Genomic DNA, 12,973 nt, shown 5'->3' with positions numbered 1-12,973 from the left:
GGCTCAGTCCTCGATCCGGATGGCCTGGAGCGGGCAGACGTCGGCGGCCTCCTCGACGTCGGCGCGCAGGCCCTCGTCGGGGCGGGCGACGTACGCGAGGTGTCCGTCGTCGTCGAGGCGGAAGACGTCGGGGGCGGCGAAGACGCACTGGCCGTGGTCCTGGCACTTGGTCATGTCGACGACGACCTTCATGGCCGGTCCTCCTGGTGGTGGGGGAGCGTCGCGGAAAGGGCGGGGAGGGAGGCGGGGCGGGCCCGCGGGAGCCGGATCACGGCCGGGGCGGCGGGGCGCCGCGGACGGGCGGGGGCCCGCCACGGAAGGCGGTGGACAGCGGCCCGCCAAAACGTTTGATGCCAAATAACATAGGAAGCGGCGGGCCTCTGGTCAAGAGCTATCCGGATGGATAGGTTTCTGGGGCGGACCCCTTGCGGAAGAGCGACCGGCGTCCCTAGCGTGTGCCACCGGCGAGCGAGCGGCGTCCCGCCCCACCGCGCGGTCCGACGCCACCGCGCCGCCCCCTCCCCTCCCCCACTCCGCCACTGCCGTGCGCCCTGGCCCTCCCGACGCCGCGAGCGGCGGGCGGGCGCCCCACTTCCCCCAGAGGAGACACCGGTGAGCGCATCCGACATCCCGGCCGTCCGCCAGCACATGGAGCGGCTGGCCGCCCAGGGCATCGACGTGGTCCGGGTGAGCTATCCCGACCTCATCGGCACCGAACGGGCCCGGGACGTCCTGCTGGACCACCTGCCCTCGGCCTGCGACCACGGCCTCGCCTTCTGCCGCGCCGTCTACCACACCACCCCCCGGGGCGGCGTCGTCCCCGTCCGCGGGGGCCTGGACGCCGGCCTTCCCGACATCTGCGTGCGCCCCGACCTCGACACCCTGACCGCCCTGCCCTGGGAGCCCGGAGTCGCCGGCTGCCTCGGCGACGTCACCGACCCGCTCACCGGGCGCCCCGCCCCGGAATCCCCCCGCGACCTGCTGCGCACGGTCGTCGAGCGGTGCCGGGAGAACGGCCTGCACCCGGTCGTGGGGCCGGAGTTGGAGTACTTCCTGTGCGACGCGGCACCCGGCGCCCCGCAGGGCTGGCGCCGCTACAGCGAGGCCGCGGGCGTGGTCTACACCGCCGGCCTGCGCGCGGACGGCGACAACCACCTGCTGCGCACCCTGCGCCTGCTGCGCGACCTCGGCATCGGCGTCACCAACGGCAACCACGAGTTCGACGGCTCCCAGTTCGAGATCAACCTGACCCACTCCGCGGCCACGGACGCCGCCGACCGCGCCTTTCGCTTCAAGTCCGCGGTCAAGGAACTCGCCCGCGCCGAGGGCCGGTTGGCGACCTTCATGGCCAAGCCCTTCCAGGGCTCCGGCGGGTCCGGCTTCCACCTCCACCTGTCCTGCGCGGACGGCGGGGGCGGCAACGCCTTCGCCGACCCGGCCGCACCGTACGGGCTGAGCGCGACCGCCCGGCACGCCGTGGCCGGGGTGCTCGCCCACGCCCCGGCCCTCGCCGCGCTGGCCAACCCGACCGTCAACTCCTACAAGCGCTTCGGCCCCGACACCCTCGCCCCCTGGCTGGTCGACTGGGGCCTGGACAACCGCAGTGCCATGGTCCGCATCCCGCCGGAGCGCGGCTCCGGCAGCCGCTTCGAACTGCGGCTCGGGGACGCGAGCGCCAACCCCTACCTGCTGATCGCGGGCACCGTGGCCGCGGCGCTGCTGGGCGTGCTGGCCGGCGAGGAGCCCCCCGCCCCGCTGGAGGGCTACGGCTACGACCCCGCCAGGTCGGCCGTCCTGCCGATGTCCCTGCCCGAGGCGCTCGACGCGCTGGAGGCGGACGCCGCCCTGACCGCGGTCCTCGGCCGGGACTTCGTCGAGGCCTACCTCACGTACAAGCGCGACGAGGTCGACCGCTTCCGACGGCACGTCACCGACTGGGAGTTCACCGAGTACGCGTACCACCTGTGAGACCGAGGAGACCCACCATGACCGCCGTGCCCGCCACCCCGTCCGCCTCCGGTGCGACCGCCTGCGGTGCCTTCGACGAACCGCTGCCCCTCGACCGGGTGAACCTGGCCGATCTCGACAACTTCACCGACGGGGTCACCCCGTGGCGCATGTTCCACACCCTCCGCCACCAGGACCCGGTGCACTGGCAGCCGGAGGACGCGCCCAACTCCGGCTTCTGGGCGGTCACCCGGCACGCCGACATCGCCCGCGTCGACCGGGACGCCGAGACCTTCACCTCGACCCGCTTCGTGAACCTGGAGGAGGTCGACGACGACCAGATCGAGAAGCGCGCCTCCGTCCTGGAGCTGGACGGCGTCCGCCACCGGGCCCTGCGCAGCATCCTCCAGCGCCAGTTCGGCGCCGGCGTGATCAACAGCTACGCCGACTTCCTGCGCGGCCTGACCGCCACCACGCTGGACGCCGCCCTGGCCAAGGGCCGCTTCGACTTCGTCGAGGAGGTCTCCGCCGACTTCCCGATCAACGTCCTCGCCCGCCTCCTGGACGTGCCCCCGGAGGACAACCAGCAGCTGATCGACTGGGGCAACCGGATCATCGGCAACACCGACCCGGACTACGCCGACGTCCTGCTGCACAGCGAGGAGAGCGAGAAGTACCGCGACCTCCCCTTCCGTTCGCCCGCCTCGCTGGAGGTCTTCGCGTACGGCCGCGAGCTCGCCCGGCAGCGGCGCGGCGGCACCGGCACCGACCTGGTCTCCCGGCTGGTCAACGAGACCCCCCGGGACGGCGTGCCGCTCTCGCCGCAGGACTTCGACAACTACTTCCTGCTGCTGGTCGTCGCCGGCAACGAGACCACCCGGCACACCATCAGCCACTCCATGCTGGCCCTCCTCCAGCACCCCGAGCAGCTCGCCCGGCTCCAGGAGGACCCGTCCCTCATCCCCACCGCGGTGGAGGAGTTCCTGCGCTGGGCCTCCCCCGTCTACCACTTCCGCCGCACGGCCACCCGGGACGTCGAGCTCGGCGGCAGGCGGATCAGGGAGGGCGAGAAGGTCGTGATGTGGTTCGCCTCCGGCAACCGTGACGAGGAGGTCTTCGGCAACCCCTATGACTTCGACGTGACCCGCCGGGACAACGACCACGTCACCTTCGGCAAGGGCAGCCCCCACCTGTGCCTGGGCAACCTGCTGGCGCGCACCGAGATCCGCATCATGTTCGAGGAGCTGATCCCGCGCCTGGCGGACGCCCGGCTCGCCGGGGACGTCCCCCGGGTGCGCTCCAACTTCGTCAACGGCATCAAGAAGCTCCCCGTCGAGGTCACCCTCGCCTGAACTCCCGCCCCGGCACGGCGCTCAGGAGGCTCCGCGGCTCCCCGCGCACAGGGCGTGGTCGATCAGGGCGCTCGCCGCGTCCTCCTGGGCCCTGATGTGGTCCCAGGTGTCGCCGCGGGCCTCGGACATGGAGACGACGGCGCTGCGCCGCCCGTCCCCGGTGACCCCGTTGAGGGTGACGAAGCCGCCGTCCCCGCCCTCGTGGCCCCAGTAGACGCCCCCGCAGGACAGCCCGCGGCTGACCAGGCCGAGCCCGTACGCGCCGCCGTGCCACAGCTCCGCCGTCCGCTCGTCCACCGCCACCGTCCGCCGCATCTCGGCCAGTTGGCGCTCCGGCAGCAGCCGGCCCGCGAGCAGGGCACGGAGCAGGAGGTTCTCCTCCCGGGTGGTGGTGACCCAGGAGAACCCGGGGTCCATCGGCACCTGTTCGGTGACGTCCACCCGGCCGTCGGGGGCGGGGAAGAGCTGGTAGGCCCGGGCGTGCGGTGCGGGCAGGGCGGGCGAGGTGCCGGTCGGCCGCGTCCGGTCCAGGCCCAGCGGGCGCAGGACGCGGTCCTCGACCTCCCGCTCGGCGGGGTGGCCGGTGGCCCGCTCGATGATCATGTCGAGCAGGAGGTACCCGGTGTTGGAGTAGCGCCAGCCCGCACCGCCGGGGTCGGGCCGGTCCGCCTCGGAGGGGAACGCCGCACCGGCCACCAGGTCCTCCCGGCGGTGGACCCGGTACCGCTCCCGCTCGTACCCGTCCTTCGTGTCGTACCCGGGCAGGTCGTCCACGATGCCGCTGGTGTGCTGGAGCAGCTGGCGCACGGTGATCCCGCGGCCGGCCCCGCCCCTGGCCCGCACCACCTCCGGCAGCCGGCGGTCGAGCGTGTCGTCCAGCGACAGCCTTCCCTCGGCCTCCAGTTGGAGGACGACGGTCGCGACCATCGTCTTGGCCGTGCTGGCCATCCGGAAGTAGCCGTCCGGTGGGACGGGCCGGCCGGTGGCCACGTCGGCGGCGCCGCTGGTGGCGACCGTCTGCCGACCGTCCGGCCCGATCACCCGGGCCTGCACCCCGGCGACGCCGAGCGCGTGGATCGCCCGGGTGTCCCGGCGCAGCTGCTCCGCGACGGACGGGGCGGCGGGCCGGACGACGGCGGTGGCCGCGGCGGCCGTGGTGGCGGTGTCGGCGCAGAGCAGCACGACGGCACCGGCCGCCACCACGAGGCGTCTGCGCAGGATCGAACGCACGATCGGAGTCATGGGCGCCACGCTAGGGCGTGACCGGATCCGACCGCCAACGCCGGTATCCCAGGGGCCTGTCGGGGGATTCCCCCAGGGGGCCTGCCGGGATCTCCCCGAGGCGACCGCGGGTGGGATCAGGGGCGCGGCCGCACCCGGCCCGCAGGCGCCGTGTCCCGCTGCGCCGCTCCCTCGGCCGCAGCCCCGGCGGCGGCCCCGCCCAGAGCCGCCAGCCGCCGCAGGCTGGACCGGCGCTGGAGCGCGCCGAGGCCGACGACCGCCGCCCCGAGGCCGAGCCAGCCGACCGGCCCGGCCGCCATCACCGCCCCGGTCAGCAGCAGCGGCCCGACCGACTTCTGCACCGACTGGGACATCCCGGCCACGCCCAGATAGGAGGCCCGCGCGCCCGGCGGCGCCAGCACCACCGCCAGCTCCCAGGAGCTCACCGAACGCAGCAGCTCCGCCAGGGTGACGAGCACCGCCGCGGCCAGCAGGGCGACCGACGCCAGGACCGGCCCGGCGCCGGTGGAGAGCGCGATCAGCAGGCAGCCGCCGAGCACCGTCACCCCGTACCAGCGCACCGCCGCGGCCGCCCCGAGCGCCCCCTGCACCCGCGCCGAGACGCGCAGCTGCAGCACCACCACGAGCACCGTGTTGAGCACCAGGAAGACCGGGACGACGGCGTGCGGCGCGCCGGTGCGGTGGACGAGCCAGAGCGGGAGTCCGACGTTCAGGACCGAGTCGTCCAGGTTCAGCGGCATGTCGAGCAGGACGAACCGCAGGTAGCCGCGGTCCCGCCAGGGGCTCGGCGCCGCCGCGGGCGCCGCGGCGGGCTCCTCCCCCGCCCGCGCCGCGACCAGGCCCCGCCCGGAGGGCTCCCGGGTGCGCCACACCAGGAGAGCGGCCAGCAGGTAGGACAGTCCGTTGGCCAGGATCAGCACCCGGTACGCGGCCGTCGTCCCCACCGCCAGCCCGAGCGCGGCGACGCCCGCACCGAGCGCGTACCCGGCGTTGGCCACACTGCGGAACAGCGCCTGGTAGGTGGACCGCCGCTCGCCCGCCACCCGGGTCGCGAACAGCATCTCCAGCGTCTTGGCGGCCCGTTCGGCCAGGCAGACCAGGGCCACCACGGGCAGCAGCGCGGCGAAGTCGTCGACCACCAGCAGCAGCCCCATCGCCCCCAGCCGCAGCAGGTGGCAGCCGATCAGCAGCCACCGCACCGGCACCCGCTCGGCCGCCCGCCCCGCCAGCGGGGACCCGGCGATCCCCGCCACCGCGCCCACCCCGAGCAGCAGGCCCAGCTGCCGGGCGTCCATCCCGCAGACGTAGGTGAAGTAGAGCACCGAGGCAGCCGCCCACACACCCGTGCCGGTCCGGTCGACGCACTGCGCCAGCAGCATGATCCGCGCGTCCCGCCCGCCCGGCGGCCGCCGCAGCTGCGCGATCAGTCCGTTCCCCCGCATGACAGGCCCCCGTCGTGTGCGTCGCCCGAGCCCGGTGGGCCGCGCGGTCCGATCAATCTCGACATCAAGATACTTCACATCAAGAGACCTATGGAACCCCCCGTCCCGGGACCCCCGCCGATCCCGGACCGCCGCCCCCGAGCCCTCGACGCACGGCGGGCGGTGCGCCACACTCTCCCCAGCAGCACCCGCGCTCCCAACGCACCGGCACGACTCAACGACCCCCCGCACCACGGAGAGCCGATCGGTGACCACTCGCCAACTGCTGGAGATCCCCTTCTCGCCCGGCCGGACCGGATCCGGACCGGCCACCTGGGGCCAACGGGCCATCTGGGACGCCGTCCGACGGCTGCCGCCGGCCGACGCACCGCGCTACAACATCGCCACCGCGGCCCCGCTCGACCCCGGACTGCCCCTGCCCGTCCTGCTCACCGCCCTGGAGCGGCTGCTCCACCTGCACGACGCGCTGCACACCCGGCTGCTCCCCGGGGCGTCCGGAGAGCTGCGCCAGGCCGTCGACGGCGCGGGCACCCTGGGCGTCCACCTGTGGTCGGCCGAGGGGCGGGAGGACCCGGCCGCGCTCGGTGCCCGGCTGCACGCCGAACTGGCCGGGCGGGCCTTCGACACCGCCGCCGGGTGGCCGCTGCGGATCGGCGCGGTGGCGGCCGACGGGCTCGTCCGGCACATCAGCCTGGTGCTCTCGCACACCGCGGTGGACGGGGCCGGGATGAGCCGGCTGGTCGCCGACCTGACCGCGCTCTGCGTCGGCGCCCCCGCCGGGCCGTCGGCGAAGCCCCGCACCCCGGCCCGACAGCCGCTGGAGGAAGCGGAGTTCCAGGCCTCCGAGCGCGGCCTGCGGCGCGACGCGGCGGCCCGCCGGCAGGTCGTGCGCAAGCTCCGGCTGGGCCCGCCCCGGCTCTTCCCGCCGGCCACCGGGCGGCCCGCCCGGTTCCCGAACGCGGTCCTGCGCTCCCCCGCCCTGGCCCGGGCCGTCGAACGGGTGGCGGCCCGGCACCGGGTCAGCACGGGCTCGGTCCTGCTCGCCGCGACGGCCGCGATGACCGCCCGGCTGGCCGGCACCACCGAGGCCGTGCTGAACGTCGTGGTGAACAACCGCTTCCTGCCGGAGCTGGCCGACGCGGTGGGGGTGATCGCGGGCGACGGGCCGTTCCGCCTCCCCGACGCCACCGCCGAGTTCGGCGAGGTGGTGCGCCGCACCCACGCCGCGGCGATCGGCACCTACCGCCACGCGTACTACGACAGGGCCGCGCTGGACGCCGAGACCGCCCGGCTGACCGCCGAGGGCGTCCCGCTGGCGGACCGCTCCTGCGTGTTCAACGACACCAGGGAGCTGCTCCCGGCCGCCGCCGCCGGCGAGGACCGCACCACCCTCACCTGGCCGGCGGAGTTCGAGCCCCGCCCCGGCCTGACCTACGCCCTGGACGCCCTGCAGTCCGCCGACGCGCTGAGCCTCGCCCTGACGGCGGACCCGAGCGTGCTCCCGCGCTCCGCGATGGAGCGGTTCCTCTACGGCATCGAGGAGTTGGTCCTCACCGAGGCCGGGGCCGCCGAGGCCGGGGCCGCCGAGCCCTCGGCGGGAGCCGCCACCGCCGGGAGCCCGGCCGGAAGCGCTTGAACCTAACACTGGTGTCAGGTTTTACCGTACCGGCGTGACCACGACCACGAACACCACCACGTCCCTGCTCACGCCGTACCGCCTCGGCCGGCTCGACCTGCCGAACCGCGTCGTGATGGCCCCGATGACACGCTACCGGGCCGCCGAGGACGGTACGCCGCTGCCCGTCGTCGCCGAGTACTACGCCCAGCGCGCGAGCGCCGGCCTGATCGTCACCGAGGGCATCTGGCCCAGCCGGCAGGGCCAGTCCGGCTGGCGCCTGCCCGGCCTGGAGACGCCCGCGCACGCGGCCGGCTGGCGCGCCGTGACGCAGGCGGTGCACGCCGCCGGCGGGCGGATCGTCGCCCAGCTGATGCACGGCGGGCGCCAGGGCCACCCGCTGAACCGGCTGCTCGGGGACGTCCCGGCCGGCCCCTCCGCCGTCCCGGCCCCGGGGCCGGTGCACGTCCGGGACGGCGGGAAGGCCGAGGCCGTCACCCCGCGCGCGATGACCCGCGAGGAGATCCGCCGCACCATCGCCGACCACGTCGCCTCGGCCCGCCTCGCCCTCGCCGCCGGCTTCGACGCCGTCGAACTGCACGGCGCCAACTCCTACCTGATCCACCAGTTCCTGGCCGACAACACCAACCTGCGCACCGACGAGTACGGCCCGCGCACCCTCGCCGACCGGCTGCGCTTCCCGATCGAGCTGGTCACCGCCGTCGCCGAGGCCGTCGGCCCCGACCGCCTCGGCCTGCGGCTGTCCCCCGGCAACCCGCAGTTCGGCATGGACGAGGCCGACCCGGCCCCGGTCTACCGGGCGCTGCTCGCCGAACTCGACGGCCTCGGCCTCGCCTACCTCCACCTCACCGACAACGACGACTACCCGGCCCTGGCCGACCTGCGCCCGCGCTGGTCCGGCCCGCTGATCGGCAACGTCGGCGAGAACCGCGCCGCCACCGACCGCGAGCGCGGCGAGGCGGTGCTCGCCGCCGGCCTGGCCGACCTGGTCTCCTACGGCCGCGCCTTCATCGCCAACCCGGACCTGCCCGAACGGTTCGCCCGGAACGCCCCGCTCGCCGCCGTCGACCCCACCCACCTCTACGGCCAGGAGGCCGCCGGATACACCGACTACCCCCGCCTGCGAGCGGCCGCCCGGCCGTGATCCGGCCCTCCGCCGGGCCCGGGGGCCGGCCTGCACCACCCCCGTCCTGACCGGATGTCAGTGCGACCCGCTATGGTCGGCCCCGAACGATCCCAGCACGAACAGCACCGCAGGGGGCACCATGACCACACCGGGCACCGGCCCGCTCACCACCGCCGACCTCGTCGAGGGCTGGCACCGGGTGGGCGTCCGGGAGGGCATGGCACTGATCGTGCACTCCTCGCTCTCCAGCCTCGGCCGGGTCGAGGGCGGCGCCGCGGCCGTGGTCGCCAGCCTGCGCGAGGCGGTCGGGCCCGGCGGCACCGTCGCCGCCCCCACCTTCACCTCCGACACGGTCCGCGACCCGGCCCCCGGGCACAGCGGCCCGCCCGGCCCCGAGGTGGCCGAACTCCGGTCCGCCGTACCGCTGTTCCACCCGGGCACGCCCTGCACCACGGGCGCGGTGGCCGAGGCGCTGCGCGCCCTGCCGGAGAGCCTGCGCAGCACCCACCCGCAGGTCTCGGTCGCCGCCGTCGGCGCGCACGCCCGGGAGATCGCCGCCCGGCGCTCGCTCGGCTTCGCCGTCGGCCGGGAGTCGCCGTTCGGCGCGCTGCACGACCTCGGCGGGTACGTCCTGCTGGTCGGCGTCGGCCACAACCGCAACACCTTCCTGCACTACGCCGAGACCTTCGCGCCCAACCGCCGGCTCAAGCTCCGCCGCTTCCCGATGGCGATCCAGGGGGAGCGCGTCTGGATCGAGGCACCGGACGTGGGGGACGACAACGACACCCACTTCCCGGTCGTGGGGCGGGAGTTCGAGGAGTACGCGGGCGTCCGCGAGGTCCTGGTCGGCGCCGCGCCCTGCCGTCTCGTCCCGGTCCGCGAGCTCATACCCTTCGCCGTCCGCCGCCTCACCGAACTGCTGGCGGCCGACACCCCGGCCCCCGCAGCGGCGTAGCGCGCACCCGGGCCGGGCCGGCGGTCCCGCCCCGTTCGTACGGGGCCGCCGGCCCGCGGCAGCGGGCCGTCAGCCGCGGCCCTCGTGCACCGCGGCGGCGTCCTGGATCTTCTTCCAGGACTTCGGCTCGGCCGGCGGCTGCCCCGCGTCGGCTCGCGGCGCCAGGGCGGCGGCCGCGGTGGCCGGCGGGACCGGCCCGACGGCGGGCTTGGCCGGGGTGAACAGCCAGGTGTTCAGCAGGTCCCCGAGCTTCTTCCCGGAGATCTTCTCCGCGTAGGCCTGGAACTCGGGGATGGTGGCGTTGCCGTAGCGCCGCTCGGTCGGCCAGCCCTTGAGGATCCGGAAGAAGGCGTCGTCCCCGACAGCGTTGCGCAGCACCTGGACGGCCACCGCACCGCGGGAGTAGACCGCCCCGGAGAACTGGTTCTCCTCCCCCGGGTCTCCCGGCTTGACGGTCCAGAACGGGTCGTCGGCCGGGCGGGAGGCGTAGATGTAGTCCGCCAGCTCCTGGGCGGTGCCCTCGTTCTCGTGCTCGGACCAGAGGAACTGCGCGTACTGGGCGAAGCCCTCGTTCAGCCAGATGTCGCTCCACCGGGACAGTGACACGCTGTCCCCGTACCACTGGTGGGCCAGCTCGTGGACGACCACCTGGGTGTTGGAGCCCCGGGCGAACAGCGCCGGGCCGTAGGAGACCCGGGTCTGGGTCTCCAGGGCGCCGCCGGACTGCGTGTTGGCCACGTAGCCGCCGACGGAGCCGAAGGGGTACTCGCCGAAGTAGCCGCTCAGCCAGTCCACCAGCTCACCGGTGCGCTCCACGCTCGCCCGCGCGGCGGCGGCGTTCTCCCCGAGGTCCTTGCTGTACGCGTTGTAGACCGGGATGCCGCTCGCCGTGGTGTCCCGGGTGACGTCGAACCTCCCGATCGCGAGGGTCGCCAGGTAGGTGGCCTGCGGCTTGTTCTCGCGCCAGGAGTAGCGTGTCCAGCCCGCCTGGGAGCTGGTGCCGGTCAGCACGCCGTTGCTGATCACCTGGTTGCCGTCCGGCACCAGCACCGAGACGTCGAAGGTGGCCTTGTTGCTCGGGTGGTCGTTGCTGGGGTACCACCATCCGGCCGAGACGGGCTCTCCGGCCACCACCGCGCCGTCCGGGGTGCGGCGCCAGGCGGTGTACCCGCCGTACTTCTGCACCGTGGACGGCACGTCCTTGTAGCGCACCACCACGGTGGCCTGGTCGCCCTTGGCCAGCGGCCGGGCGGGGGTGATCTCCAACTCCTGGTCACCGCTGGTGGCGAAGGCCGCGACCCGCCCGTTGACGCGCACCTCCGAGACGTGCAGCGCGAAGTCCAGGTCGAACCGCGAGAGGTCCTGGGTGGCCGTGGCGAGGATGGTGGTGGTGCCCTCCAACTCGTCGGTCGCGGGCTGGTACTTCAGCCGGATGTCGTAGTGCGACACGCGGTACCCGCCGTTGCCGAGGGTCGGGTAGTACGGGTCGCCGACGCCGTCGGCGCCGGGCTGGAAGCCGGAGGCCGACGCGGGGACGGCCAGGAACAGGCTCAGGGCACTGGCAGCGGAGACGATCAGCCTCTTGCGCAACGTGGTCCTCCAGGGTCACCGGGACGATAGGGATGACCAGATCCTCGTCCCGGAAGCCCCTCGTCCACTGCCCGATTGTGAGACCTTCATGAAAAGAAACACGCCGAAATGACGGCTTCGCCGCGATGCCGCGAAGCCGTCACCGCGATCCGTCGCGCCGTCAGTCGCGCGCCGCGTGGACGGAGTTGGTCTCCTGGATCTTCTTCCAGGACTTCGGCTCGGCCGGCGGCTGCCCCGCGTCGGCTCGCGGCGCCAGGGCGGCGGCCGCGGTGCCCGGCGGGACCGGCCCGACGGCGGGCTTGGCCGGGGTGAACAGCCAGGTGTTCAGCACGTCCCCGAGCTTCTTCCCGGACACCTTCTCCGCGTAGGCCTGGAACTCGGGGATGGTGGCGTTGCCGTAGCGCCGCTCGGTCGGCCAGCCCTTGAGGATCCGGAAGAAGGCGTCGTCCCCGACGGCGTTGCGCAGCGCCTGGACGGCCACCGCACCGCGCTCGTACACGGCGCCCGAGAACTGCTCGTCCGGGCCGGGGTCGCCCGGCCTGATGCTCCAGAACGGGTCGTCGGCCGGGTGCGAGGCGTAGACGTAGTCCGCCAACTCCTGGGCGGTGCCCTCGTTCTCGTGCTCGGACCAGAGGAACTGCGCGTACCGGGCGAAGCCCTCGTTCAGCCAGATGTCGCTCCACCGGGAGAGCGAGACGCTGTCCCCGTACCACTGGTGGGCCAGCTCGTGCACGACCACCGAGGCGTTGGAGCCCCGGGCGAACTGCCGCGGGCTGTAGAAGACCCGGGTCTGCGTCTCCAGCGCGTAGCCGGTCGGCACGTTCGGGACGTAGCCGCCGACGGAGCTGAAGGGGTACTCGCCGAAGTAGCCGCTCAGCCAGTCCACCAGCTCACCGGTGCGCTCCACGCTCGCCCGCGCGGCGGCCGCGTTGTCGCCCAGGTCCTTGCTGTACGCGTTGTAGACCGGGATGCCGCTCGCCGTGGTGTCCCGGGTGACGTCGAACTTCCCGACCGCCAGCGTGGCCAGGTAGGTGGCCTGCGGCCTGTTCTCGCGCCAGCTGTACCTGGTCCACCCGGCCTGCGAACTGGTGCCGGTCAGCACGCCGTTGCTGATCACCTGGTTGCCGTCCGGCACCAGCACCGAGACGTCGAAGGTGGCCTTGTTGCTCGGGTGGTCGTTGCTCGGGAACCACCACCAGGCGGCCTCGGGCTCGTTGGCGGCCACGGCGCCGTCCGGGGTGCGGTGCCAGCTGGTGAAGCCGTACTTCTTGACGGTCGACGGAACGCCCTTGTACCGCACCACCACGGTGGCCTGGGAGCCCTTGGCCAGCGGCCGGGCCGGAGTGATCTCCAACTCCTGCTCACCGCTGGTGGCGAAGGCCGCGACCCGCCCGTTGACCCGCACCTCCGAGACGTTCAGCGCGAAGTCCAGGTCGAACCGCGACAGGTCCTGGGTGGCCGTGGCGAGGATGGTGGTGGTGCCCTCCAACTCGTCGGTCGCGGGCTGGTACTTCAGCCGGATGTCGTAGTGCGACACGCGGTACCCGCCGTTGCCGTAGGTCGGGTAGTACGGGTCGCCGACCCCGGCCGCGCCCGGTTGGACACCGGAGGCCGAGGCCGGGACGGCCAGGAAGAGACTCAGGGCACTGGCAGCAGAGACGATCAGCCTCTTGCGCAACGTGG

Annotated in this window: 10 protein-coding genes; 5 read left to right on the top strand and 5 right to left on the bottom strand. The window is 74.2% G+C overall.

What is annotated here, in order from left to right:
- Nucleotides 1–3 precede the first annotated feature (3 nt).
- Nucleotides 4–192, bottom strand: a complete 189-nt coding sequence (locus ACH5AR_RS02755; RefSeq protein WP_396299573.1) for a ferredoxin — start codon at nucleotides 190–192, stop codon at nucleotides 4–6.
- 420 nt (nucleotides 193–612) lie between these two features.
- On the opposite strand from ACH5AR_RS02755, the gene ACH5AR_RS02750 reads away from it, so the two are divergent.
- Both ACH5AR_RS02750 and ACH5AR_RS02745 read left to right on the top strand, forming a co-directional pair.
- Entirely contained in the window at nucleotides 613–1,968 is a 1,356-nt protein-coding gene (locus ACH5AR_RS02750; protein ID WP_396299572.1) for a glutamine synthetase family protein, read from the top strand.
- A 17-nt stretch (nucleotides 1,969–1,985) separates the two neighbouring features.
- Nucleotides 1,986–3,299 (top strand): cytochrome P450, encoded by a 1,314-nt coding sequence (locus ACH5AR_RS02745; RefSeq protein WP_396299571.1) that lies wholly within the window; start codon nucleotides 1,986–1,988, stop codon nucleotides 3,297–3,299.
- Between the two features lie 21 nt (nucleotides 3,300–3,320).
- Here the strand turns inward: ACH5AR_RS02745 and ACH5AR_RS02740 are convergent, their stop codons facing one another.
- Together ACH5AR_RS02740 and ACH5AR_RS02735 are read right to left on the bottom strand one after the other, a co-directional pair.
- Nucleotides 3,321–4,541, bottom strand: coding sequence for a serine hydrolase domain-containing protein (locus ACH5AR_RS02740; protein WP_396299570.1), 1,221 nt, complete (start codon nucleotides 4,539–4,541; stop codon nucleotides 3,321–3,323).
- Between the two features lie 116 nt (nucleotides 4,542–4,657).
- Nucleotides 4,658–5,983, bottom strand: a complete 1,326-nt coding sequence (locus ACH5AR_RS02735) for an MFS transporter (RefSeq protein WP_396299569.1) — start codon at nucleotides 5,981–5,983, stop codon at nucleotides 4,658–4,660.
- A gap of 247 nt (nucleotides 5,984–6,230) precedes the next feature.
- On the opposite strand from ACH5AR_RS02735, the gene ACH5AR_RS02730 reads away from it, so the two are divergent.
- The 3 genes from ACH5AR_RS02730 to ACH5AR_RS02720 all read left to right on the top strand — a co-directional run bounded on the left by ACH5AR_RS02730 (nucleotide 6,231) and on the right by ACH5AR_RS02720 (nucleotide 9,700).
- Nucleotides 6,231–7,619, top strand: coding sequence for a condensation domain-containing protein (locus ACH5AR_RS02730; RefSeq protein ID WP_396299568.1), 1,389 nt, complete (start codon nucleotides 6,231–6,233; stop codon nucleotides 7,617–7,619).
- 34 nt (nucleotides 7,620–7,653) lie between these two features.
- On the top strand, nucleotides 7,654–8,763 hold the full coding sequence (locus tag ACH5AR_RS02725; RefSeq protein WP_396299567.1) for an alkene reductase: 1,110 nt from the start codon (nucleotides 7,654–7,656) through the stop codon (nucleotides 8,761–8,763).
- A 121-nt stretch (nucleotides 8,764–8,884) separates the two neighbouring features.
- Nucleotides 8,885–9,700 (top strand): aminoglycoside N(3)-acetyltransferase, encoded by an 816-nt coding sequence (locus ACH5AR_RS02720; RefSeq protein ID WP_396299566.1) that lies wholly within the window; start codon nucleotides 8,885–8,887, stop codon nucleotides 9,698–9,700.
- 69 nt (nucleotides 9,701–9,769) lie between these two features.
- On the opposite strand, the gene ACH5AR_RS02715 is transcribed toward ACH5AR_RS02720, so the two are convergent.
- Both ACH5AR_RS02715 and ACH5AR_RS02710 read right to left on the bottom strand, forming a co-directional pair.
- Nucleotides 9,770–11,290 (bottom strand): M1 family metallopeptidase, encoded by a 1,521-nt coding sequence (locus ACH5AR_RS02715; protein ID WP_396299565.1) that lies wholly within the window; start codon nucleotides 11,288–11,290, stop codon nucleotides 9,770–9,772.
- Nucleotides 11,291–11,450: 160 nt separating this feature from the next.
- Nucleotides 11,451–12,968, bottom strand: a complete 1,518-nt coding sequence (locus tag ACH5AR_RS02710; RefSeq protein ID WP_396299564.1) for a M1 family metallopeptidase — start codon at nucleotides 12,966–12,968, stop codon at nucleotides 11,451–11,453.
- Nucleotides 12,969–12,973: the final 5 nt, after the last annotated feature.

Source organism: Kitasatospora sp. NPDC018619, assembly GCF_044391605.1.
Classification (GTDB): Bacteria; Actinomycetota; Actinomycetes; order Streptomycetales; family Streptomycetaceae; genus Kitasatospora.
Note: the sequence above shows the minus strand (reverse complement) of the source record. Positions and strands in the feature narration are given on the sequence as shown.

What these genes read in the sequence shown, in the direction of transcription:
- ACH5AR_RS02755 (WP_396299573.1), bottom strand. Translation starts at nt 192, where the DNA reads ATGAAGGTCGTCGTCGACATGACCAAGTGCCAGGACCACGGCCAGTGC.
- ACH5AR_RS02745 (WP_396299571.1), top strand. Translation starts at nt 1,986, where the DNA reads ATGACCGCCGTGCCCGCCACCCCGTCCGCCTCCGGTGCGACCGCCTGC.
- ACH5AR_RS02740 (WP_396299570.1), bottom strand. Translation starts at nt 4,541, where the DNA reads ATGACTCCGATCGTGCGTTCGATCCTGCGCAGACGCCTCGTGGTGGCG.
- ACH5AR_RS02735 (WP_396299569.1), bottom strand. Translation starts at nt 5,983, where the DNA reads ATGCGGGGGAACGGACTGATCGCGCAGCTGCGGCGGCCGCCGGGCGGG.
- ACH5AR_RS02720 (WP_396299566.1), top strand. Translation starts at nt 8,885, where the DNA reads ATGACCACACCGGGCACCGGCCCGCTCACCACCGCCGACCTCGTCGAG.